The following is a 24,884-nucleotide window of genomic DNA, read 5'->3' as shown; positions in this document are numbered from 1 at the left end:
CCCTACCCAAACCGGCAGACTGAACGCCATACCCCATATGAGACCTTTTGCCAGCTTTTTGTCTACCTCCATCATGATCCTGCCCCTTTCCTTGGGAATAGCAGCAGTATGGGTCAAGAATACGGCTTTCAAACCCGTATTTCCTTATCCCCAGCAAAAAAGGTATGATAGAAAATGGAAAAGTGTTCTGCGCTGCCCCCAAACTATAATTTAGGATGTTACATCATCCAACCTTTCAGGAGGAATATCAATGAACCGAAAAACGATACGCCCATGGTACACGCTGTGCCTGCTGGCCATCATGCTCGTGCTGGTTGCTGGATGCGGCACAAAAGCGGCCGATGTGGAAGCTGCCAGCCGGACAAGCACTACAACTCCTGCTGCGACTAAAGACAAAAGCAAGGCTGTCTCCCATCCGATTGTCACGATTGTCATGAATGATGGCAAGAAAATTAAGCTTGAGCTGTATCCGGAAGTAGCACCGAACACGGTTAACAATTTCATCTCTTTGGTGCAAAAGGGAGCCTATAACGGTACCATTTTCCACCGTGTTATCCCAGGCTTTATGATTCAGGGTGGTGATCCGCAAGGTAACGGTACAGGTGGCCCCGGCTACAGTATCAAAGGCGAATTCAAGAGCAATGGTGTTAACAATACACTCAAACATACACGTGGCGTATTATCCATGGCCCGCTCAGCGGATCTGGATTCGGCCGGATCGCAATTTTTCATCATGGTTGCCGATGCGGACTACCTCGACGGTCAATATGCCGCTTTTGGTAAAGTAACGTCCGGGTTGGATGTGGTCGATGCTATCGTCAATTCCAAACGGGATAGCAATGACAAACCGATCCAACCGGCTACGATGAAAAAAGTAACTGTGGATACGCTGGGTAAAAAATATCCAGCTCCAGTCAAAGTAAAGTAAGACATTCAAATCATTCTTTCAAAACGGGATAACAGCAACGACCTTGCGCATACGCGTGAGGTCGTTTTTGCTTATCCCTTGATGCTCTCTAAGCTGCTGCCTCTATGATGTAGTAAGAGTATATACACAAAAGGAAGCGTTTTCAATCATTATTTTTAAAGCTTTTTTCCGTTATAAGAACCGCCAGCGTTCGACAAAAAAGCTACTGTATGAGCAGTAAATTCGTCTAATTGGACTTAGTCTCGACTGAACGAATATCTTCCATCTCTTGAAGCAGTGACAGCAGTTCCTCCACTCCCTCTGATCGGGACAGCTTTAAAAGCATATGAATAACCAACTGCTCACCGTTATTGATGCGCTCGGCGTGAAAGCTGTGAATCGTTAGCTTCTTGTGTTCCAGCAGTTCTTTGATCCGATTCAGTACGCCCGGCTCATTGTCGACCTGAACAACCACTTGTCGCGTAGACGGAGTAGCCATCTGATAAAAACGACTATGGAGCAAGGACTGAGCCGCTAAAATAAACAGCGTTACACCTGCACCAAGCCCATACATCCCTGCGCCTACAGCAATACCAATTCCGGCGGTAGTCCAGATGCCCGCGGCAGTGGTCAGTCCTTTGATTCTATTTTTTTGTGTGAAAATCATCCCTGCGCCGATAAAACCGACTCCACTTATAACCTGTGCTGCTATTCTGGAAGGGTCTAGCGACAGGTTCGACCAGACGGCTTGATCCTGAAAACCATATTTGGATACCACCATCATGAGCGCTGCGCCAATACCGACAATGAAATGCGTGCGAATGCCCGCTTCCTTCATCCGACTTTTGCGCTCATAGCCGATTAAGGCACCGCATAGTCCGGCAAACATGACCCGAATCAGGTAATCCCAATCCCACATACTTTTTTCACTCCACTATAGTTTATGTTTTGAAAGATGCTGTTCCTCAAAAATATACAATTCGAAAATGCTACGGTAAATGAGCCGTTTATACAGCTGTTAATTTGTTATTACCCAAATTTTAAGGAACCCTCACTTCATCCTCTGGCAGATTGCGATGTACCTTCCTCCCCTTGAGCAACCACAGCTCCGGTGTATCCTGCACGCCATCAAGGCGCAAGCTGAACGCCCCCGCTGGTAAATTGCGTATACGCAGCAATAGACGGTTTCCGTCTGCTACGGCATCTTCAAGCTCCAGCAACGTTAGTGAATCGTCCCTTAGGTGGCGGCTCAGGTCGCGTGTTGTACCTGCTCTGTCCTCCCGGCTCCAAATACGCAGCTCATCTACAGACGGTATGGCAATCCGCTTGCTGAAAAAAATAACTACCTCATCTTCGGCTGAGCGTTCCGCCCTAAGCGGTTTGGGTGGCTCATCGTACATGTAACCACCCAAATGGTATTCATAGGCGGTCCAGGCGTCGTAGTCGCCCTCGAGGGCGATAGCCCCAAACCGCTGCGTCCACTCGCGGTCCCGAACCATACGTGCGAGGGAGCCAATATCCGCCTGCACCCCGAGGGGCAGGCCCGGATAAGCGGCCCGGATCGACTGCGCGATGCGAGCATAGCCCCGGGTATCCCGGGTATACTGTGGCGGCAGACGGCGGCGCATCCAGTCCGGCCAATGGGTCTGGAGTACGTGCATATCCGGGGCGACGCACCCGATCATAGCTACCGCGTCCAGACCCTGCCATTCCCGCAGCTGGCCTGGGACATCGCCGCGTCCGCTCACAGCAAGCGACCATGTCGCCACGCAGATGTCCGGCCGGACATCACGCACACCGCCCGCGCCGTTCACCAGCTCGCTGATCAGGCCGTTCACGGCGTCCACACGCAGATCAACCCACTGCGCGTACAGCTTCGGAACCTTCCGGTAATAATTCCGCGCATGCTTGTCGCGGAAATCCGGAATGTCCTCACCGCTACGCTCGCGAAAGGCACGCTGTGCATGCGGCCCAACATCCCCGTACACTCCGCTGCGCAGCCCATTCCATTCGGGGAAATAAGGCTCCGCCACCTCGAACCCGTCGAACGGAATGTCGGTGACGAGCCGGGCAGCGGCTTTCTTTTTCCATTCCACATACTCTTGGGAAAAATGCGAAAGCCGCTGAAATCCGTCGTTCGGTTCGCGCAGCAGCTCCATGCGCCATCTTTTCCACTCTGGCGGCAGCTGGGACACGCCAAAAGAACCGTTGCCTAGTACCATCGCCCACACCGCTATGCCTCTGCGTTGAAAAGCAGCAACAAGTGCTCTATCCACTTCATTTTCACGCACGACAAAATAATGAACGGTCTGGTAGCCCGCAAGGGCGATCTCATCTGCTATACTGTCCCGCGAACGGTTGGCGTAATAGGGAAACAACGGATCGATTTGAATACTGGGGCCGCTCAGTGCCCACGGTTTCATTTTTCCGGTCAGTGCTATAGCGTTTGTCGATTCGGGCCGGTCATTTGCGTTATAGCTCAATTCGATCCACCTCCGTCACTCGGTCTTCTCCATACTTGTTCCTGCTATATGTTTTTGCTATAAGTTCCTGCTGGTTCGCCTATGTTACCATATTTCGCAAATGGGATGAAATCCAGTATGACTGTTTCACCATCAACGTACAGAGGTATGGAATAACGAGTCAGGTTTAGTTTATGAACGGAATGGGAGGAATAGTCAATGGCAGAGCAGAGATTGCAAGGGAAGATAGCAGTGGTCAGTGGTGGAGGTTCAGGGATCGGCAAGGCGACCGCGATCCGTTTTGCAGAACAAGGCGCCAAGGTGGTCATGCTGGATCGGACACCCAAGCATGCAGAGGAGACCAAAGCAATCATTGAGCAGGCTGGCGGCGAGGCACTTGTACTGGAATGTGATATTTCGAAGCCAAATATGATTCAGCAGGGGTTCGCTAAAGTCGTGGAAACGTACGGAAAACTGGATATCGTATTCGCCAACGCAGGCATTAACGGCACCATGGCTCCCATTGAAACACTGGAACTGGAGGAATGGGACCGCACGATGAACATTAATCTTCGCGGCACCTTTGCTACCGTTAAATATGCCGTCCCTTACCTGAAAGAACGCGGCGGCAGCATTATCATTACCAGCTCCATCAACGGTAATCGAACCTTTTCAGGCATTGGATTCTCAGCCTACGCCTCCACCAAGGCAGCTCAGGTTGCTTTTATGAAAATGGCAGCTCTGGAGCTGGCACGTTACAAAATCCGGGTCAACGCGATATGCCCGGGAGCCATCGACACGGAAATTGACGATAACACGTACCCTTCGGAAGACTTGAAGAAGGTACAAATTCCAGTCAAATTTCCGAAGGGCGGAGAGCATCCGCTAGAGGATGCCCCTGGTGAGCCAGAGCAGGTTGCCAATCTGGTCCTGTTTCTCGCCTCAGACGAGTCATCTCATGTATCGGGTACGGAAATTTATGTAGACGGAGCAGAATCACTACTGCGTTAAGTATTAGAATGGGGAACGTTATACCCATACTACTATTTAGGCATTCTTAGCAGCCTTATCCCTGGTCATATACTTGTGGAATAGGCTGCTTTTGTATGGCTTTACAACGGCTTTATATCGACCTGTCAGCACCGTGCGGAGCTCCTTTGCGAAAGCGGACATACAGCCTACCTCCCGGGAGCACCTCGAACAACAGCATCAGAAGCGAAAAGAAAAGCAGTGCAATGGCTTCTTCTGCCAGAATATACAGAGGATATGGCCCCAAAACATCCAATATCGACGGTGTCGACGGCTTTCCAGCTAGAAACATGTAGTTAGCACCGAGAGCATCGTCTACGATCCACACCATCAGCGCCAAGCCATTCAGAAAAAGCATAACTCCCCCCACACTCTTCCATGTCGGTTTGAGTCCTTCTATCCAGGTCATATACAAGGCTGCCAAAATAATAGCACTATGAGCTACGAAAAAATGGATAAAACGATAATGCGGAAATGCGTATGCCAAATTAGGCGTAAGTACGGCTTGGAGCGCCCCTCCAATTCCGGCAAAAAGGATGATCGGATACAACCAGCGGCTTCGAAATATAAGCATCAGGATAGACAGCAGCAGTGTCACGCTGCACAGTTCTAATGGCAATGAGGTCTGGACATCCCAAATATGCTGCATCACATACCAAATATTCAGAGTCAGCTCTGACAGAATGAGGACTGTAATTAACAACCAGCGAATTCCCTCGCTTACAGGCTTGTTCGATCGAATCCATCCCCGAGTCAGCCACAGCATCAAAGCGCATACAATGAGTCCCAATATAGCCAACCCATGTGACGGAGTAAACGCCTCGAACCCTTCTGGCGCATTGGCATCAAACCAAGGCCCTGACCACGACCTATCCATAGTTAGCCCCCTTTGATCTCTTTCTCTCTTCGTTGCATTCTATTTTATACCCAATAGCCGATTATGTTCTAGCCGTGTTTCTTGCTTGTTCAATACCTTACCTTTATGATAAAAGATATTATATTCAAAGGAGAACCCTCATGGCCATTAATCGCCGATTAATTACAGATCAGGATTTCAATGAGGCACTGGAACGTCATCTTCGTGTCCGAGTATTTCAGGATGACCAATTGATTGGCTCTGGCGGAATCATAATCCGTTTTGACGATCAAACCATCGTCGTGCAATCCAGCGTCAGTGATCTGGCTTACCACCCCAGAAAACAATGTGAGTTTTTTGAAATTAAAAAATAGCCACTACACACCGGGGAACCATTTTGCTTCGTTTTCCGGTGTATAGCGGCTATATTTTGTTTGTATATATCATGCCTCACATGACGGTTTCTGTTATAGTTGCATTCCACGTGTTTTCATCATGAGTTTATTCGTAAGCACTTTCAAATCCTCGGAAGAAGACGAAATTTCCTGCATAATTGCTGTCTCCTCATGAGCAGCTGTATAAATTTTGTGAGCTCCTTCAGAGAAGGCCCCTGACATTTGCTGAATACGATGGATCTGCTCAAAGGTTTGATCTACCCGGTTCGTCTGCTCCGTCACGGCTTCTTCCATTAAACGGATGCTCTCAACAAATTCACGTACAATAGCATTCAAACGGTTCAACGTCTGATCCACAGAGCTTGTCCGTTCCGCCTCAGCACTGACCAATGACGTTTGCTGATGCATCAACTGCACTGTCTCTACGATTTGTGACTGGACACGGCTAACGATGGCATTTATTTGCTGCACAGACTCCGTACTTTGGGCAGCAAGTGCGCGAATTTGGTGAGCCACTACAGCAAACCCGTTCCCTTCTTCTCCCGCACGCGCCGCTTCTATGGAAGCATTCAGCGCCAGCAAATGGGTCTGTTCCGCAATATCCTTCACGGTGCTTGTAATCGCTTCAATTTGGGAAGCTTCTTTTTCCAATCGTGCAATCACCTGCTGCGAACGACCATGTGATGCTGTCAGCTCTCCCATTCCATCCATCAGGGATGAAAATACGGTCTGCGTCGAATCTACTGAATGCTCCATATGGCCTGACAGTTCCAGCATATGCCCAGATTTGCTACGCATCATTTTAAAATCGCCCAGCATTCGGTCTGCTGTTTTAATAGATTGGGCAGATGCTTGCTTTTGCTGCTCCACGCCATTCAAAATATCTTCTACCACCGAAGACATGGACTCAATTTGTGTGGTAGCCTGTACAATAGCCAAGCTCAGATTTTCCGCACTTTGCGAAGTTGTTCTGGTGCTGTACGAGATCTCATTGAACATATCTTTAATGTTCAGCATCATATGCCGAAATGCATCATACAGAACTTTAATTTCATCCTCCGAACGACGTTCAGGAATCACAACAGACAGGTTCCCCGCCGAAGCTTCCTCTGCCGCCTTTGCCAACCTAACAATTGGCCGTGTGAGTAATTTTGAGATCAACCAGCCCAAAATGCCACTCCACAGGACACCCAATAACAGAATGATCGAAGTGTACACCCATTCTTGTGTACCTTGAGCAAGCCAGTCCTTGAGTACAAAAATAAAAAAAGCGCTTGTTCCATAGGTTATTGCAGAAATTGAGACAAATGCAGTAACCATTTTCGTACCTAGTGACATCTTCATGTACTGTAGCCCACCCCAAAAAACTCAAATTTGATTCCATTTTACCATAAAATTGCTACATTTCTAGTAGTATTTTTCATAGACAGATATATTCATGAGTACAAAGATACAGAGTCTTAAGTCCCCTACGCTAATTACCAAAAACAATATGTTACCAGGTAGCAGCTTGCATTTTAAAATGGACGAATCGCGCTGCTACAAGCTTTACAGGCCATTCGTCACATTTTAAGCGAGTTGTTACTCGACAAAGTCATTTTCCATTATTAAAAATCATTGTCATTTTTCTGTTCAACGATTGCTTTCTTAATTGCTTCAATTGTGTCTATTTGGTGACTGTTTTTTTCCAGTACAGTAAACTCCCATAAACCGATGGTCAGCTTCTCTCCTTGCTGGATATCAAAGCGCTCAGAAAGCATCCATCCCCCAATTGTATATACGTCCCCGGCCTCAATATCCGTCTCCAAGCGCCGATTGACCTCATGAATGAGCGCCTGTGATTTAAGTATGTAACGATGATCATCTGTTTTTGTAATGAGTGGAGTTAACGCTGCGGGGGTTTCGGTGTCGGTATAGGAAGGAATGTCTCCAACAATCTCCTCCATAATATCCTCCAGTGTGACAAGTCCAGATGTTCCACCATATTCATCCACCAGCACCGCTACTGGAATGCGTCGTTTTTGCATCTGAATCAGCAGATCCCGAGCCTGAACCGTCTCGATAACCTGAAGCACCGGGTGAATATAAGAAGCCATCGTCGTATTCCCTGTGCTGTGCCCACGTGCCAAATCATGCAGGGCTTCCTTGACGCGAATCATACCGATAATACGATCCCGGTCGCCATGTTCAGCTACAGGTAGAAAATTATAAACTTTGTCTTCGATCAGCTCCATAAACTCGGCCACTGTTGCCTGGTGGGAGATGGAACGGATGTGGATGCGCGGTACCATAATTTCCTGTGCCGCACGGTCGTCAAAATCAAATACATTGTTTAGATATCGATATTCTGTCGGTGTAATTTCACCACTACGAAAGCCTTCAGATAAAGCCAAACGAAGCTCGGCTTCACTGAGTGCCACATCTTCTTCAGATACCCTTTTGAGCCCAAAAAGACCCGTAATGACACGCGATGAACGACTGAGCACCCAATTCAGGGGATAGGTCATTTTGTAGAATATCGTGATCGGACGGGCAAAAAACAATGCCATTGGTTCCGCAATCTGTATGGCGAATGTTTTGGGTACTAGCTCCCCAATGACCACCTCGAAATAGGTCAAAATTAGAAAAGCCAGCAAAAAGGAGAGCACTCCCGTCAGGCCTGCTGGAATATGAGCCAACACAAACAGGGGATGTAGCAGATGTTCAACAGTAGATTCCCCTAGCCAGCCTAGCGCCATTGAGGTTAATGTGGTTCCGAGCTGACAAGCAGATAAATACTCGTCCAGCCGAGACAGAATGTTTTTAACGGCTTTCGCATTTTTGTTGCCTTCAGAGGCCAATTGATTGATGCGAGATACCCGCACACGAATAATGGAATACTCCGAGGCCACAAAAAAGGCAGTTAATGCGATAAGTAATATAACCAGAATGATATTTATCGTTTCCATAGCCCTCTCTTGCTCCGTTCATGACGAAGCAAGAAGCACCCCCTTTGACATTCATTTTTGGATGGAACCATAACATAAGTAATGATGTCCATAATCGTGTATTACCCAAAAATGACAAGGAGTAGACTATGTATGACCCTGTTAGCGAATCGCCAGCGGACTCTTTTGCACGATATCTATCCATTGATCAGCTATCAACTGATGCCCAACCGCTGTCGGATGAACCCCGTCATGCAGCCAATAGGAGGCGTCCGCCTTGGTAGCGGCTTCGTTCAACATGCTCTGGAGCGGCACAAATACGGCCCCAAATTCGTCCGCAAGCTGACGTACAATACGCTGGTATCCCGTTATTTTTTCTTGCCAAATATCCCATCGCGCCTCGGTAGCTCCCGTTTTCAAAATAAACGGCTCGCACAGCACGAGTCCCAGATCAGGCATCACTTCACGCGTTTCTTCCAGAAGGTGGCGATAGGCTCGTTCAAATCGGTCCGTCACCCCGGACGGCTCCTGCTCCACGATCCGCCAGGCATCGTTCACTCCGATTAGAATGCTGAGCAGGTTCGGCTTCAGGCTAAACGTGTCCTCATTCCAGCGTGCATACAAATCCGAAACTCGATCCCCCGAAATTCCCCGGTTCACAAATTCTGGCTGTGTGGTAGTTAAACGGCTCCCCAATGCACCTGCAATCAGATACACATAGCTCTGACCCAGCCAATGGTTCGCGTCCTCATTTCGTCCCCTTCCTCCGTCTGTTATAGAATCTCCCTGAAAAAGAATACGTGCATGTTCTGTACTCGTCATCTTCCTAACTTCCCCCTTATCATTTTCCAATAATACCCTTATCATACCTCGCATCATCTAAATTATAAAGCGGTTTCAAAATATAGAAGAATTATAGATTTGCCATATGGCCGGATTCACTAGCTTTAATTATGGTAGGAATCCGGGGGCAACGGCGATTAAGTATTTTTCACACCGCTCGGTACTTACACACCTCACGAAAATTACAGCCTCCGCACGCTCTGCGTGAAGGCATCGGAGTGAAGAAAGACTCGGGCTTGGGGCGGTTATAGTAATCGTCATCAAGACAGGACTTCATTTCATCGATGTATCGTCCGACATTACCAACCACTTTGTCGATATCCTCTTGCGCGGGACGATATACCTCATGCTCTCCTGTCATCAGATACTCGACACGTACCTCGATCTTCTCCAAAGGAAGCTGATAGTGCTCCTGCACATAGGAAGCATACAAAAAAAGTTGGTCGGAAAAATCGCCTTCCTTGCCTGTTTTCCAATCCACGATGACCATGTCTCCATTGTCTCTACGGTAGAGCAAATCCATTTTGACATACACTTTCGTCTCATGAAGGAGCATCGTATCCCACTTCTCCACTTCTACAATTCGGGCCTTTCCCTGTTGCAGTTCATGCCAAACCGCAGTACGGTATAAATTGTGTATCACCGCGTGCTGTCGCTCCTTAATAAGGGCGATCCGTTCCGAAAGCACCTCGTCGTCGTAATAAACCTCCGCCAGCATGACGCGATTTTTTGGATCTTGTAGCCATAGCTCACGGTGTAGCGATTCCTTGTAGCTGTCATTCAACATGTTCTTCATAGCTGTCTCGAGGTATGCTGTGCGAGGGATAGCCCCTTTTTCCATCCATCCACGTATGACTGATTCACACATTTGATGCGTGATATTGCCGAATAAAATATATAAGTTGCTCAGTTGCTTGAGCCGATACAACGTAACTTGCTCTTCAGTGCCCTGTGCCGAATTCCAGCCATTATGCGAGCCGTAATAATGATAATAGTATTTGCGTAAGCATTCATCGAACGTTTGAGCCCTCGATTGCGAATAGGACCAGGACGGGTATATAGCCATGACAGGCCCTCCTTCATTAAAACTATCATCTCTTTATTATAACGCAAACCTAAGCTGTATCGGCGATAAAAAGGACGAAGACTTTAACCCATGGGTTAAAGTCTTCTACTGACTGACTAGTTTGTAAACTCTCAATGAGTCCGTTCAACATTTATCAAATCACTAACATTAACGGCACCGTCCTCACGGACGTTGACAACAAGTACCGGAGTTCCTAGCATTCCGCTGATCCACTCCTTATAATCCTCCACATGATCATTCGGAAGAATCGTCAAGATGACACCAGCGAAGCCACCACCATGTACCCTGCATGCACTGTTATCTATTGATTGTAAATACATTTCTGTTAAAGCCAGTGCAACCGATACGTCTTGTTCCCGCGCAACCCCACTTCTATATACGTTTTGGAGCCATTTCCATGAGGAATTACCAGATTCGGTAATGAGCCTCAGGAAATCAGTAAAGCGTCCCTCCTCAAGTGATTTCACCTGTTCATCCACACGCCTATTTTCTTCAAAGAAATGCAACGCCCGCAATACTGCACGGTCTCCTGCTTTTTCCCTGACCATTTTAAGGTTGGCATATAGATCCTCTGGCAATAAGTCACGGCAAACCGAAGCTTCTAAAGACTGAGCCACTGCAAACATTTCGTTGGGCACCGCCGCGTAATCGTCCGTTAAATCAGCATGATTTCCACCTGTATTTACAATAACGAGGGAATATCCGTTTTGTTCAAAATTCCAATGAACAGGATTTATGATCGGTTCCTTGGGATTTTTAAAGTCAATGGAAATCAAGCCGCCATATGCGCAAGCCATCTGATCGAGCAGCCCCGAGGGCTTGTTCCAATAGCCATTTTCCGCATACTGACCAATTTTGGATTTAGCAACAGCATCTAACGCTCCCTCGTTATAAAAATGATTTAATATCGTACATATCAACATTTCAAAAGAAGCGGAAGAGCTTAAACCTGAAGCAGAGAATACATTACTTGATATATAAGCTTGGAATCCCCCGATACGGTATCCGAATTCAAGTAGACCAGCGGCAATACCACGGACCAACAGCATCGTACTGTCATCCTCCGGTTTTGGCGACAAGTCGGTTAAATCGATGACGTACTTTGTCTTGTAGCCTTCAGAAAAGAATGTAATTACAGACTCCTCCACTTTAGAAGCTGCAGCGATGGTATCGAGTGTTATACTGCCTGCCAGCACCTTCCCGTGATTGTGGTCTGTATGATTTCCACCAATTTCGCAACGCCCCGGAGCACTAAACAGTTCAATATCCCCTACACCAAAATGCTCCCGATACGCCTGTATAAGTGATTCATATCGAGTCGTTTGCTCAGAGATTTGCTGTTGACCGTACATTCGGGCAAGCACCATTTGTCCCTCTCTGGAATTCAATAGCTCCATATCTTTCATCGTATATCCCCCTAATTGTATGTGTTATCCTATGCTGGAATGATACTATCATTATCTCAATTTTCCCTGTATAAAAGTATGGCACTTTTAAAATTTGTAAGCGCTTATTTTAATCGCTTTACTGAGCATTTTACCAATATAACTAAAAAAGAACCAGCCCCTAATTGGGCCGGTTCCTTGAATTTCTTTTTAGTCGCGTTTCAGTACATATTCCCCATCATTATTACGAGTTACAGTGGCGCCAAGCACCCCGGCAACTGATTTGAAAGGAACATACAATGTGCCATATTCATCCGTATATGGAGCTTGTGGCAGCGTCAATGTGCTTCCCTCCAATACAGCCTGTTTGGAGCCACTTTTCAGCTTAATCGTCTTACCTGTAATATCATCAGTTACAGTAGTCTGTTTAGCTGCTGCATCCCATTTTAACTCGGAGTTCAGTTCGCTCGTCAGTTCACGCAATGGAATAAAGGCAGTGCCACCACGATTCTCCAAGACATAGTAATCGTCTTTAGGATCGAAAATGGTTTCTACTTTTGTAATTTCCAAATCATTTTTTAAAATGTTGTAGATCGGAGAATTCGCTTCAAAATTGCGCAGCGTCGCTCCCGGAGTTAATTCAGCTTGTTTATTCAAGTCAATAACACCGTTAGAAATATCCACTTTATCAGCCGTCACACTACCATTGACGTTCCAGGATTGAGTTTCGGTCAGAATTGTGAAGGACTTCACCGGAAGACCGTCCACATCTGGCAAAGCAACCGTCAGGTCTGTCGCCGCTTTGCGAACATTTCCTTTTTCATCAAAATACATGTCGCTTTTCAGAACCGTGTTAGCACTCAGAACCGTTTTGATTTCAGGGGACTGTGCATACATGGTACTAACGCCTACATCAAACTGATCAACGGCCAGATCCAAATACTTTTTAACTTCGGTATAAGCCTCATTGACCATTTTTTCTTTGTTAGCACTCAGTTCCGTTGTTACTTTATCACTACCTTCAATATTCATGCCGGAAGCAATCGTTTTAGTCATATCAATGGCTTGCCCGATCAGCTCTTTCAAGCCTGCTTCGTCCTTCGCCAGATTCGTCAGGAACGGTTTTACCAATGTTACCAGCTCATCACCACGAAGTTCAGCATGCAGATGGGTCAGTTTCACTTTGTCTTTTTCACCGTATACTTCCTCGGTTACAGACGTTGCAGAAATGGTCGAAGGGTTAGGCGCATGCTTGAGCATAAGTGCAGCGGCTGTTTTCGCCAGTTCTCTCACGTCTTTGGAATATACATACGGATCAAATCCAGCAGGCAGACCGCTCAAACTCTCTTGCGAGTTCAAAGATATGTAATAAGGTTTTTTGGCACCTTCCAGTTGAATAGCCAAACCTTGGCGGTCTAAAGCAAGTTCAAACGGCAAATTATACTTATCGATGTGCAATGTACCTTTGGCAGAAGCAAGTTCCTCTGATTGTACCTTGGCTTCATCCACAGTGACAGAAATCGAATTAATCAAATCTACGATTTCTTTATCTCCTTGCGTGATCCCTTCTTTTGGAGTCAATTTAAGAGAGATTTTCTCCGTTGTCTGCTGGGATTTCACATCAAGTGTTCCTAATAAATTTTTACTTACATCAAATCCGCCTACTGCCTGGCAACCTGTCAAAGCTACCATTAACAGAATAAGAGGGACGGCGATCCATTTTTTTATATTCATATTAATCCCCTTTCAATATATTTCCGTAATCTCTTCTATTATCTCAGTGTTAACACGCATTGTAAATGAGTAGAATGGAAAATAGAACTAGTTATTTAGGATCAATTTTCAGCCTGAAGCATCCGGTAAGCCAGTAGTGCCATCTCCAGGCAACGACGTTTGTCAGGGTCTGCCAGATTTCCCTCTATGATTTCATTAATTTTATCCAGCCGATTATAAAGGGTCTGTCTGTGAATGTACAAAATTCCGGCGGTATCACGCTTGGAGCCATGGGATTGAAAATAGGCATCCAGTGTATCCAGAAGCTGCATATGGTGCTCACGATCATGCGCAATCAGCCTGCCCAAATGGTCCTCTACAAACTCTTGTAGAAAAGGAATGCGGGGCACCGCCTTCAACAACTGATAGATTCCGATGCTGTCGTAAAATAACCGATCCTTCATGACTGGGACGCTTCGTGCCACTTCAATGACCTCATATGCCTCTTCAAAACTGCGGTCCGTCCCCGTCATGCGATGCCTTACTTTACCAAAGCCTGCATGAATGCGCACCTTATCAAGCTGTCCTGCGGCATAGTTCTGAATATATTGAACAGTATGGGCAAGCACTTTTTTCATTTGCGCTGCGGAACGCAGTGTTAATTCCTCCTTGGCACAAAGGATGTAGCATTGACTCCCCTTCATCATCAGCAGATTGTGCAACGTTTCTTTTTTCAACAATGAACGAAGCAGCACTAGCACATCCTGATTGATGGATTCCTTGCGTACCTGACTGGCATCCTTGTCCTGATGTTCTACCTCAATGACCCCTGCCCAAAATAAATACTGCCCCTTCGATAACAATCGCAGGCCCATTCGGGTCTGGGCCTGTTCTTCACTGGGAAGCTGTCCGCTCAGTACATCCTGAATCAATTCATTTTGATTTCGCAGCAATCGGTCTTCAAGAAACTGTGTTCTCAGCACCAATGTAGCGGCGGCCTTGGCCGTGTAATCGAGTAGCAGCGACATTTCTTCCGTCGGCATTTCACTATGCAGCACCAAACCTACTGCGGAAAACACCTGACCGAAGCATACAACGGGCTGGAACAAGACGGCAGTGGATTCATTCAGGTGAAACAGCAGGTGTCCCTCCCGATCAGCGGTCATACTAGATTCCACTTCATTGGCATAAAAATCTGCAATACGGTCCGCCAAATCCGGCTGGACGGAAGGTACGAATCGATTGGTGTCAATGGAAGACATGTAGATGACCTGCCGAGCTGCATAGTCATGAAGCACACGCAAGAGGGCGTTCATATCGGTGCTGCGCAGGGTCTCCTGCTGAAGCTGACGTGAAAATCGTTCCAGATCTTTTAAGAGTTCATGATGTCGGTTAATAAGTAGGGAATGAATATCTTGTGTAATTTCAACAAAACGCACTGGCTGCTCAAATACGATGACCGGGAAGTGATGTCGTTCCGCCAACTCCAGAATTTCAGAGGGAATTTCATGAATGCTCGTGCCCAGCTCCACGCACAATCCCGCGGCTTCCGAGCGGATCAGTTGCTCCATATACTCGGCACGCTCTTCCCCCTTCCGAGTGAGCCACAGGCCGGTCGTCAAAATCAAGTCATGACGGCTCACAAACGGAGAAACATTTGTGATTTCTAGTACATGGACCCAACCCACACGGCGATTTACGCCCTGTTCCCCCGCCGCCAGTTTTGCCCGCCGGAAAACGGGACGTTCCAGCACATCCGCAATGGTAAATGTTTTTTTACCGTTCATCGGCATTCTCCTTATGTATATGTCTTTATGTCATTTTATATGACATATATTCATCAAAAAGTCGAGCCTTTGAGTCAGATAATCCGACAAAATGTATGATGTCAAGGAGCTTCACCCCTTGTAAACTGTACCTAATCTAACATGAATTGCATTTATCGGCTTGAGTCCATGTAACTAATCGGCAGGCTGCACAAAAATGATAGTGTAATTTTCTTAACAATTATTTTTAGGAGAGGTGAATGAAATGAAAATTGGGGTTCCGAAAGAGATTAAAAACAATGAAAATCGTGTCGCTCTAACGCCAGCAGGTGCAGCTCAAATGATTCAACACGGACATCACGTATTTGTGGAAAGCCATGCAGGTGTTGAAAGCGGCTTTACGGATGGAGATTATGCCACTGCGGGTGCAACTCTTGTGCAGCAAGCTGCGGACGTGTGGTCCCAGGCGGATCTGATTATCAAGGTAAAAGAGCCGCTCCCCTCTGAATACGGGTATTTTCGACCAGGATTGATTTTATTCACCTATCTGCATTTGGCTGCCGAGCCAGCACTGGCCCGCGCTTTAACAGACAACGGCGTAGCCGCCATTTCCTATGAGACGCTAGATGTTGAAGGCAGCCTCCCGTTGCTTACCCCGATGAGTGAGGTTGCCGGTCGAATGGCTGTACAAATTGGAGCACAACTGCTGGAAAAACCAAAGGGTGGCAAAGGCATCCTGCTGGCAGGTGTGCCGGGGGTCAAACGCGGTAAAGTGACCATTATCGGCGGAGGGGTGGTCGGCACCAATGCTGCCAAGGTCGCCATCGGTCTCGGGGCAGATGTGACACTAATAGACCTGAGCCTGCAAAGACTGCGCCAACTGGACGATATTTTTGGCAATCAGCTCCACACGCTGGTGTCCACCCCGTCCAACATTGCTGAAGCCGTGGCGCAAAGTGATTTGCTGATCGGTGCTGTCCTAATCACTGGTGCCAAAGCCCCGCGGCTCGTAACGGAAGCGATGGTACAGACGATGCAGCCCGGCTCTGTGATTGTGGATGTCGCCATCGACCAAGGCGGCATAGTCGAGACGATTGACCACATCACGACACACGATCAGCCTACCTATGTGAAGCATGGCGTCATTCACTATGCGGTAGCAAACATGCCGGGCGCGGTACCGCAAACCTCGACGCTCGCCCTGACGAACGCGACGCTCCCCTTTGCTCTCCAGCTCGCAGATCTGGGGGTGCAGGAGGCGCTTCGCAGAAGCAAGCCGCTGCTTAGCGGCACCAATGTCCTGAACGGACATATTACCTACGAAGCGGTCGCACGTGATCTGGGATATCCTTATGTTCCCGTGGAACAGGCATGGCAGGCGAAAGCCTTACAATAGTAACAGCTCAAAGAACCACCCGCCTTCCCAGCAGGGACTGAAGCGTGTGGTTCTTTTTGTGCTAGCTGTATTCACCGTACTTATGCATTTCAGACGATTTCTGACGAAAGGAACGTTTGAAGATAGCGATAAATATCTGTGATTTCGTCTAGCGACATGCGCACCAGTCCGCTAGACGAAGGTGCCACAAATTCATGCATCTCGGGAATTAGCGGTTCAGGCTGAAATCCCCAATTTACTTTGGATTTTTTACTGTATTCGGTGTACACGCCTTTGCCGACAAAGCAAGCAACCTTCGGGCGGTATTCCTTTAGCTTCTCGTATAGCTTCAGACGTCCTTCGGCGTATTCCTCGCGTGCAATGTCCTCTACTCCCCTCGTGGGACGGGAAACAATGTTCGTAAATCCGAAGCCCAGCTTCAGCAGCTCCCGATCTTCCGATGGATCGTACAAGCGAGGTGTCAAGCCTGCTCCCTCCAGTATGCGCCAAAAGCGGTTGCGCGGATTCGCATAATGATGTCCTACCTCGCCTGATTTCAAGCTGGGATTAAAGCCGATGAATACAACGGATAATCCATAATCCAGATGATCATCTACCTCATGCAGTTCTGTCTCTCGCTCTGTCATGGGCTCCTCCTTCCTCAAACAATATCCAGCGGCTGCTTCCGCGTTGGCGGAGGAAAAGCTTCGTCTATTTGTTGAAGTTGTTCAGGAGTGAGCCGAATACTGGCTGCCGCTGCATTTTCTCGTACATGCGATTCCTGCACCGCCTTCGGAATTGCCCAGACATCACCATCCCGTATGACCCACGCAAGCGCAACTTGGGATGGAGTTACCCCGTGGCTGGCAGCAATATCTACCATAACAGGATGCTCCAACAGCCCCCGTCGCAGGCGACCACCTTGGGCAATCGGGCAATAGGCCATCACAGGCACCCCATGCGTACGGCTCCAAGGTAGCAGATCATATTCGATGCCCCGCGAAGCTGCGTGATACAGCACTTGGTTGACAGCGCAGGCTTCGCCTCCACTTAGGCTCCATAGCTCCTCCATGTCGGACTTGTCCAGATTGGACACTCCCCAGCTGCGGATTTTGCCCTGCTCACGCAGTTTTTCCATACCTTGTATCGTCTCTTCCAGCGGAATATTCCCACGCCAATGTAACAGATACATGTCCATGTACTCCGTTCCCATTCGGGTTAGGCTCGCTTCGCACGCTTGAGCCAGTCCTTGGCGGTCCGCATGATGAGGGTAAGCCTTGCTAACAAGATAGACATCGTCCCGGCGACCCCGAATGGCCTCTCCGACGATCTCTTCTGCGCCGCCCTCCGCATACATTTCAGCCGTGTCCACCAGCGTCATGCCCAGCTCCAAGCCAAGTTGAAGCGCGCGCACCTCTTCCTGCCGGAGTGACGCTTTTTCACCCATATTCCACGTACCCTGCCCGATTAGCGGTACTTTACGACCGTCAGTCCAAGTAATCACACTTTTCTTATGTTGGCTCATATGCATTCCCTCCTTAGGATCCTGATGCCACAGGCTTGTCAAATACATGGCTCTGCGTCCAATGCTGTCCACCATCCGAGGTGGTGTACATAACTGGGGCCTGCTCTGAATCTGAGAAAATAGCCCAGCCTTCCTTGGCATTTGCCATCCCGATTTGCTGACCGCCATAACCGTCAAAGCCTTGCTTGCCATTGTTCCACGTCTTGCCGCCGTCAGTCGTCCAGCCGATGGTATTGGGCTTGTCGCACGGTGCGCAGTAGCCACCCATCCATGCGGTACTGCTATTAACCGGATAGAGCATACCTGGTGCCGTCCCTTCATTTTTGGCAACCTGGTTGTCTTGCTGGCTAATACCTGGTGCCGGACCGCCGCCAGCAGTGGCATTCGCCAGCACAGCACGCCAGCTTTGTCCGCTATCAGCAGTATGCCAAAGCGAATACGACGTCTGATTCATCCCCGTATCTCCAACCAGCTCGATCCATGCGTTGCCACGTTCTACCGAACGAATAATGGCTCCATTTAGAGGCGCCTCCGTTGTGCGTGACATGACAGTAGTCCACTTTTGGCCCCCGTTAACAGTGTGTAAAATCTGAAACGAACGGTCTGTGTCCTGCGTAACCGCCCAGCCGTTTTGGCGATCATGGTAATATGGCTGTCCTACCATGTGGCCAGGCACGGGGAGCGAAGACCAGCTTTGCCCGCCATCCTTCGTATATTGGCTGCCACTGAATCCTTCCTTGGATGATACAAAGTGTAAAAAGCCCGTTTGTCCTTGCTCAGGTACAGTCCCGACAACCTCCCAGCGTTTGCCGCCATCGCGAGTGCCCAGCAGCGATCCGCTGTCTGCCATAACAGCCCAGGCCTGCTGTCCGTTCAAGGCAAAAATCTGCTGAACCGTACCTTGGCCCTGATATTGCACATTCCACATTGATCCGACTGAACCGGATGCAGCCGCGGCCGTTCGGGCAATCCAGCCATTTCCGCCGATCCAGCCGGATTGACCGTCGATCAAACGCAGCGCGGTAATATTGTCCATGCGGACTTTCGCTATAGTAGAGTCTGTGGTTGCTTGTCCTCCTGTTTCCGTTGCATTGCCAGTACTGGACGGGGATGCGCCATTTTTTCCGTTAACAGCGGTCTGCTGTTCCGGTGTATCTACAGTTGTTCCCGAACCATTCGCTTGTGCCGAGGTGGCACCCTTTTGCTCATTTTGAGCCGTTTGTCCTGTTTGCGAGCCTGTTTCACACCCCGCTGTCACTATGGCTACGGCGAGCAAAAGCACCCATACCGATGTTTTTTTCTTCATTTTCGTTCATCCCCTTATGTTGGTGATATACATGCTGTGTGGGTATTGTATTCACAGCAAAGTATATTCTATGCATTACCCTGCTGTCTTCGTTTCACTCTTAAGGTGAATATACGGGTGACTGTATGCGAACCATCGTTTCAGGTTTACGAGTTTACAGGAACAAAGCCGCCCTTTTCGATGGCCCTGGTTCCTTCTTCGCTTTGCAACCATTCGAGTAATCGTTGCATCGAAGAGCTTGGTTTCTCGCCTTCCCGTGTGACCACAAACAATTGAGCTGTGAATGGATATTGTTTCGAGCGAATGTGTTCTTTGTTCGGCTCTACTCCATCAATAGACAAAAATTTAACCTCTTGACGATTATGCATCACATTTGCAAAATAATAAAATGAATATCCGAGCGCGTTGTGATCCTTGTTAAAATCTGCGACTGCATTAATCATACCACCCATAATGCCAATTTGTAGTTCACGCGGCGGGTCAGCCATCTCATGGCCTGCCATCACTTTCTTTTGCATGTATGTCTGACTGCCTGAATTTTCTTCTCGCTGATAAGCAATGATCGGCTGATCCTTGCCCCCTACTTCATTCCAATTATGGATAGCTCCTTCATATATACGACGAACCTGCTCCGAAGAAAGTCCGTCAACCGGATTGTCTTGATGCACGAGAAAAATAAACGCATCCCACCCAATAGGTGTGAGCTTCATTTGTATTCCCCGACTTTTTGCCAGACGCAGTTCCTCATCGGAAGGACCGGCCACTAGAATCAGATCCGCCTTCTTTTCGATCAAATTGACATATGCCTGATGGGTCGTGTTGAATCTCAGCTCGTGCGCCGCTCGCGCCTTGCTCATTCCAGTCAGTTCATGCAGCATATCCTGCGCAAAAGGAATGGCCGCCGTAGCCCCGTCAACTACCGGAAAATCCTTCTCTGCAATGTACGGGCGTTGAGGAAGCATCAGTGTAATCGTCAGCACAATGACGAGCGCAGCAGATATTGCGGCAACAATCCATTGCCATCTATGATCCACCTTACCATTCTTGTCGGTCACCGCTGGATAACGATTCACCCCAACTCCTACTACCATACCAACTATCGGCAGCAGTGCTGCCAGTAGAAACCAGATTTCACCATGCTGTGTATATGGCCCCAGTACCTCCAACACAGGCTCCGCCCAAGCGTGATAGAGTGAAAAGAGCTCCCAAGCCCCTCCCCACACTTCAGCAGGTTGACCACCAGACCCTTGTATTCCTATAATCCACAACCACAGCCCACATAATAATGATAATAGCCCAGTCAGCATCAGCGAAAGCTTGCCCATGCTGGACATACGTGCACTCAAGGCACCATAAGCTGCAAAGATGAGACCGATAATCCATGCATATAGAAGCAGTATTACAATCACAGTTGTATCCGTCACACCTCCATGCCTCAGCAGAAGCTGCACTTGGGGTGCCACAACCTTACTCCAAACTACATTAAACATGACTGAAAACAATCCAAACATAAACGTACCGCCCAGCCATGGCCAAAACCATGCTATCCGCACAGACTCGTCCTTTTCCGGCTTGGTTATAACTCCCTTTGGATCAGACATGCACATCCCCCTATATCTAATGAATGAAATGAGACTGTAAGCCATTGCTTCTTCATTGTACAATTATGGTAAAGATTAGTATACGAGAGGAGGAAAAAATGTCCTTATCTGATCATCCGAACGAGGAGGCACTCAAGCTACATATGGCAAAAAGGCCTCCCCCCACGGGAAAGGCCTTTTTGGTATCGGATTTTAAGGAACTGTCGGTAAAGCCTTTGCAAGCTCCGGTGTCATTTCGTTTGGAGTTAAATAGCAATAGCGTGTATGGGGGTCTGAACTAAATAAAGGTTTGATCTTGACCTGAACCAGGTAAGTGCCTTTCGCCCTATTTGGAGTATAGCTATAGGGTCTGCGCTTTTCCAGTACAGTGCTCCAGAGCTTCGGATCTTCAATCGTTATTGCTTTATGCTTCTGTTGGATGCTTTTAAATAGCTTATAGTCTTCAATATACTGATTGGGTTGATAAGGTTCAAGCTCTTCAGCAATAATAGGAACAGCCCGTATCGAAAAAATATCCTTGGAATCAATGATCACCTTATCCGCATACCCCTTTTGCTCTAGCCAACCTGTAAGCTTGTGATAGGAAGCCGGCCATTCAAATGAAAATTCACGATGCCAGCTCGGTTCGTTATTGGTAAAGGATGACTCTTTGTTTGTAATAGAAACACTCCCTAGGGGATATCGATGTGATTGCATTTCGCTATAACTCATATTTAATACTTCTTCTCTGAGTATATCTTCAAATTCACGAGTTTCTTTTGGATTGGTTAAAACCACTCGTCTTTCATTATCATCTACGGATTGGATATTAATCGTCTCTGCTTTTCCTTGCAGCTTATCCAGCTCGTATCTTACCGTTTTATAAGGCTCTGCTTCCATCACTTTAGTCAGTTCTGTCCGGAAAGGCTTCTCCGGGAATGTATAGCGGCGAGTCATGGTGGAACCATCATCCAAGCGGTAGATTATGACTGCCCTTTCGACGGCCAGGTTTTTGGACAATGTTTTCTCGCCAGCTGCATGTGCACGTACGAGTTCACGATGTAAATTCAGCACAGAGGCGATATAGGCCCTGTCTTGGGAGTAATAAGCTTCTTTTTCTGCATTTCCCCCTAGAGGCTCCTCTTGCCCGACATAAACTTTTTCTACGGAGTGTGCTGTTGGAATCCGCCCCTCATAACCCAACCAACCTGATATCGGGATATATAGTACCAGCCCCATGATCACACCGTACACGACCATTTCCACCAAAGCTCGAACACGCACAATTTGCCACGTCTTGCGGACGACCATCTCTACAACGATATAGCCTAGAACAGCTCCAAGTGCATACCCAAAAATCGACCAATTTGCTGCTCCTCTTGTACCTGCATTATAAAAATAATCGCCTATTACAAGCATGGCGCATAGTATAACCCCTGCCTTGAACAAAGGTTGAAAGAAAGAAAACGCCATGGCCTGAGTCGCCTTCTCGACCAAGCGTTTACGATACAAACCATAACTCAAGGCAACAAACAACAGAGAGATACCTAAATAGGCAAGTAGCTCCATGTAGGAAAAGGCGCGCTGCGGCAAATTGTCCATAATGCGTACAAACGGCGATAAGTTATCCCAGAGATTATTACTGCTGCGAAACTCCGAGCCGTTAATATATTGAACAATGGTTTCTTGCACTTGCACATAACCGTATAAATTACGTTCCAGAAAACGCCCTATCATCATGGATAGAAACTGAGGCAATAGCAGCAAAACATACACTACTACGATCTGTAGCAACGATTGTCCCACACAAATCCCTACAAACACAGTAAAAGTAAACAGGAAAATCGTAAGGACAGATACGACCAGTGCCCATGATCCAATATCATTGATATGAAAAATATAAGGCAGTTCGACTGACGTGTTAACCCAAGCAGTTACTCCCGCAGTCAGCCATACAGGTACAAGTAAAAGAATAAGACCGCTAATTAAATGTGATGTTAATAAATGCTCTCTACGCAAAGGTAGGCTGTGATACAAATCGGATGACCCCTGTCGCTGAACAAAACGAAGCAGCATCACACCTGCCAGCACGGGTACGGTCGTTAAGATTAATTTTTGCAATTCATTACCTGAGCTTGTGTTATCAAACAAGCTTTTTAAAACCACTCGTGGTTGTTCATCACCAATGCTCATAAACAATGGCAGCAGTACTGTAAACAGCAATCCTACCAAGTACAATAGACCGATCCAGCCATGCTGTCTCAGGCATTGGCGAATTACGCCGCCGCTACAGAAGAATCGGTTGGATGTCATAACCTGCGTCCTCCATTTCATAAATGAAAATTTCTTCAAGCGTCAACGGCAGCAAATCAAACACATGCGGCTCATACGCCTCAATCGTCTCTGCAATCCGCTCTCGTTCCCCCCGGATAATGAGCAGCAGAACACTGCCCCTCCGCTCCTTATGTACAACCGAAAGTTGTCCACATACGGTTTCCTCATGCGTGCTGTCACGAAAGGCAACCTGCACCTTATGCGTATCAGACTTGAGGTCGTCGACCTCTTTTTCCAACAGCATCCGCCCCTGGTGCATAATGCCGACGTGATCACACATGTCTTCTATTTCACGCAAATTATGAGATGAGATCACGACGGTCATCTCGCGTGCAGCGGTTTCCTGGAACAGTAAATTTTTGATCATTCTACGCATCACCGGGTCCAGCCCATCAATCGGTTCATCCAAAATGAGCAGCTCAGGCATACAGCTCAAGGCAAGCAAAAAAGCAGCCTGGCGCTTCATCCCCTTGGAAAAACGGTGGAGCTTTCGTTTAGGATCTAGCTTAAAGATCTCCGTAAGCTGTATGTAGCGTTCCTCGCTCCAGCTCGGATAAATGGAGCGGTAAAACCGGGCCATCTGACGAATTGTCGCTTGCGGAAAAAAATAGGGGGTGTCTGGCATAAACAGAATGTGCTGCTTGACTTCTGGCTGCTCATATACGGACTGTCCGCCAATCAGTACCTTTCCTGCATCCGGTCGGTAAATCCCGGCGATGATTTTGAGCAGTGTTGTTTTCCCAGCCCCGTTTGAGCCCAGCAGTCCAAAAATGGAGCCCTTCTTCACTCTAAGGGCGAGCTGGTCGACAGCCTTTTCTTCTGTAAATGTCTTTGTGACTTCCCTTAATTCAATCAAGGGACATCCCCCTTTCCTTTGTTTGTATAGCTTCCACGTACATGTCGTCCACTTCCTGCTGTGTAAAACCGAAATGGACGGCTACAATCATCTGTTTTAACAACGCCGCCCGAATCTCATCTCGCTTGATTTGTTGTGGCTGATGTTGGGCAGGTGTGACAAAGCTGCCTTTGCCCTGAACGGAATAAATGTATCCTTCTCGTTCCAACTCGCGATACGCCTTCTGAATCGTATTCGGATTCACCGTTAGCTGAGCGGACAATGTCCGCACAGAAGGCAATTGCTCATCCGGCTGAAGTGACCCATACACGATCATTTCCTTTACCCTGTCCATAAGCTGTTCGTAGATCGGCTTGCGGCTGCGGATATCCAGCTCGAACATGGACTTCCTCCTTTCAAGACTTAATCTGATTCATTTGTATATGCTCAGCTGTTCTAACTGTACTATAATTAATAGTACAGTTAGAACAGTTTGTCAATCTTTTCTTTGGGGATTTCTCACAAAAAAAATAGCCGTGATGCATGATGCATCACGGCT

21 protein-coding genes are annotated in these 24,884 nt (G+C 47.7%); 4 read left to right on the top strand and 17 right to left on the bottom strand.

Annotated features, from left to right (window positions below; genetic code table 11):
* Positions 1-250: 250 nt before the first annotated feature.
* On the top strand, positions 251-928 hold the full coding sequence (locus KAI37_RS05105; RefSeq protein ID WP_071639782.1) for a peptidylprolyl isomerase: 678 nt from the start codon (positions 251-253) through the stop codon (positions 926-928).
* Between the two features lie 226 nt (positions 929-1,154).
* Here the strand turns inward: KAI37_RS05105 and KAI37_RS05100 are convergent, their stop codons facing one another.
* Both KAI37_RS05100 and KAI37_RS05095 read right to left on the bottom strand, forming a co-directional pair.
* Complete coding sequence (locus KAI37_RS05100) at positions 1,155-1,826, bottom strand: MgtC/SapB family protein (protein ID WP_025723207.1); 672 nt, start codon at positions 1,824-1,826, stop codon at positions 1,155-1,157.
* Between the two features lie 121 nt (positions 1,827-1,947).
* Positions 1,948-3,330 carry an N-acyl-D-glucosamine 2-epimerase gene (locus tag KAI37_RS05095; protein WP_220031440.1) on the bottom strand — a complete coding sequence of 461 codons (1,383 nt, stop codon included), beginning with the start codon at positions 3,328-3,330 and terminating at the stop codon, positions 1,948-1,950.
* 258 nt (positions 3,331-3,588) lie between these two features.
* On the opposite strand from KAI37_RS05095, the gene KAI37_RS05090 reads away from it, so the two are divergent.
* Positions 3,589-4,380, top strand: a complete 792-nt coding sequence (locus tag KAI37_RS05090) for an SDR family oxidoreductase (protein ID WP_220030846.1) — start codon at positions 3,589-3,591, stop codon at positions 4,378-4,380.
* Positions 4,381-4,492: 112 nt separating this feature from the next.
* Here the strand turns inward: KAI37_RS05090 and KAI37_RS05085 are convergent, their stop codons facing one another.
* Entirely contained in the window at positions 4,493-5,275 is a 783-nt protein-coding gene (locus tag KAI37_RS05085; RefSeq protein ID WP_071639780.1) for a YwaF family protein, read from the bottom strand.
* A 140-nt stretch (positions 5,276-5,415) separates the two neighbouring features.
* Here KAI37_RS05085 and KAI37_RS05080 point away from each other — a divergent pair, with 140 nt between their 5' ends.
* Positions 5,416-5,628: a hypothetical protein gene (locus KAI37_RS05080; RefSeq protein WP_013309048.1), complete on the top strand. Its 213-nt coding sequence runs from the start codon at positions 5,416-5,418 to the stop codon at positions 5,626-5,628.
* A 93-nt stretch (positions 5,629-5,721) separates the two neighbouring features.
* On the opposite strand, the gene KAI37_RS05075 is transcribed toward KAI37_RS05080, so the two are convergent.
* The 7 genes from KAI37_RS05075 to KAI37_RS05045 all read right to left on the bottom strand — a co-directional run bounded on the left by KAI37_RS05075 (position 5,722) and on the right by KAI37_RS05045 (position 15,391).
* Positions 5,722-6,993, bottom strand: coding sequence for a methyl-accepting chemotaxis protein (locus KAI37_RS05075; RefSeq protein WP_023987309.1), 1,272 nt, complete (start codon positions 6,991-6,993; stop codon positions 5,722-5,724).
* A 263-nt stretch (positions 6,994-7,256) separates the two neighbouring features.
* Entirely contained in the window at positions 7,257-8,597 is a 1,341-nt protein-coding gene (locus KAI37_RS05070) for a hemolysin family protein (protein ID WP_220030845.1), read from the bottom strand.
* A gap of 141 nt (positions 8,598-8,738) precedes the next feature.
* The gene (locus KAI37_RS05065) at positions 8,739-9,398 is read right to left on the bottom strand and encodes an SGNH/GDSL hydrolase family protein (protein ID WP_220027167.1); all 660 of its coding nucleotides are present in this window, start codon (positions 9,396-9,398) and stop codon (positions 8,739-8,741) included.
* Between the two features lie 169 nt (positions 9,399-9,567).
* Positions 9,568-10,485 carry a PD-(D/E)XK nuclease family protein gene (locus KAI37_RS05060; protein WP_071639777.1) on the bottom strand — a complete coding sequence of 306 codons (918 nt, stop codon included), beginning with the start codon at positions 10,483-10,485 and terminating at the stop codon, positions 9,568-9,570.
* A 131-nt stretch (positions 10,486-10,616) separates the two neighbouring features.
* Positions 10,617-11,912, bottom strand: coding sequence for a galactokinase (locus tag KAI37_RS05055; RefSeq protein WP_071639776.1), 1,296 nt, complete (start codon positions 11,910-11,912; stop codon positions 10,617-10,619).
* Between the two features lie 189 nt (positions 11,913-12,101).
* Positions 12,102-13,625 (bottom strand): copper amine oxidase N-terminal domain-containing protein, encoded by a 1,524-nt coding sequence (locus KAI37_RS05050; RefSeq protein ID WP_071639775.1) that lies wholly within the window; start codon positions 13,623-13,625, stop codon positions 12,102-12,104.
* Between the two features lie 101 nt (positions 13,626-13,726).
* Positions 13,727-15,391 (bottom strand): PucR family transcriptional regulator, encoded by a 1,665-nt coding sequence (locus KAI37_RS05045; protein ID WP_025723746.1) that lies wholly within the window; start codon positions 15,389-15,391, stop codon positions 13,727-13,729.
* Between the two features lie 244 nt (positions 15,392-15,635).
* On the opposite strand from KAI37_RS05045, the gene ald reads away from it, so the two are divergent.
* Positions 15,636-16,766, top strand: coding sequence for an alanine dehydrogenase (ald, locus tag KAI37_RS05040; RefSeq protein ID WP_071639774.1), 1,131 nt, complete (start codon positions 15,636-15,638; stop codon positions 16,764-16,766).
* Positions 16,767-16,855: 89 nt separating this feature from the next.
* Here the strand turns inward: ald and KAI37_RS05035 are convergent, their stop codons facing one another.
* The 7 genes from KAI37_RS05035 to KAI37_RS05005 form a co-directional block, all read right to left on the bottom strand.
* Positions 16,856-17,392 (bottom strand): mismatch-specific DNA-glycosylase, encoded by a 537-nt coding sequence (locus KAI37_RS05035; RefSeq protein WP_071639773.1) that lies wholly within the window; start codon positions 17,390-17,392, stop codon positions 16,856-16,858.
* A 14-nt stretch (positions 17,393-17,406) separates the two neighbouring features.
* A complete protein-coding gene (locus tag KAI37_RS05030) occupies positions 17,407-18,270 on the bottom strand; it encodes an aldo/keto reductase (protein WP_220030844.1) in 864 nt (287 codons plus the stop codon).
* Positions 18,271-18,283: 13 nt separating this feature from the next.
* Positions 18,284-19,576 carry a beta propeller repeat protein gene (locus KAI37_RS05025; RefSeq protein WP_220030843.1) on the bottom strand — a complete coding sequence of 431 codons (1,293 nt, stop codon included), beginning with the start codon at positions 19,574-19,576 and terminating at the stop codon, positions 18,284-18,286.
* Positions 19,577-19,722: 146 nt separating this feature from the next.
* Positions 19,723-21,177, bottom strand: coding sequence for a PstS family phosphate ABC transporter substrate-binding protein (locus KAI37_RS05020; protein ID WP_220030842.1), 1,455 nt, complete (start codon positions 21,175-21,177; stop codon positions 19,723-19,725).
* A gap of 192 nt (positions 21,178-21,369) precedes the next feature.
* Positions 21,370-23,469, bottom strand: a complete 2,100-nt coding sequence (locus tag KAI37_RS05015) for a DUF6449 domain-containing protein (RefSeq protein ID WP_220030841.1) — start codon at positions 23,467-23,469, stop codon at positions 21,370-21,372.
* Complete coding sequence (locus tag KAI37_RS05010; protein WP_220030840.1) at positions 23,444-24,346, bottom strand: ABC transporter ATP-binding protein; 903 nt, start codon at positions 24,344-24,346, stop codon at positions 23,444-23,446. Before KAI37_RS05010 ends, KAI37_RS05015 begins: the two co-directional genes overlap by 26 nt.
* A complete protein-coding gene (locus KAI37_RS05005; RefSeq protein ID WP_025723754.1) occupies positions 24,339-24,728 on the bottom strand; it encodes a GntR family transcriptional regulator in 390 nt (129 codons plus the stop codon). Before KAI37_RS05005 ends, KAI37_RS05010 begins: the two co-directional genes overlap by 8 nt.
* Positions 24,729-24,884 lie beyond the last annotated feature (156 nt).

The organism is Paenibacillus sp. S25 (genome assembly GCF_019454085.1).
GTDB lineage: Bacteria > Bacillota > Bacilli > Paenibacillales > Paenibacillaceae > Paenibacillus > Paenibacillus polymyxa_B.
This window is presented reverse-complemented; position numbering and strand designations above follow the sequence as displayed.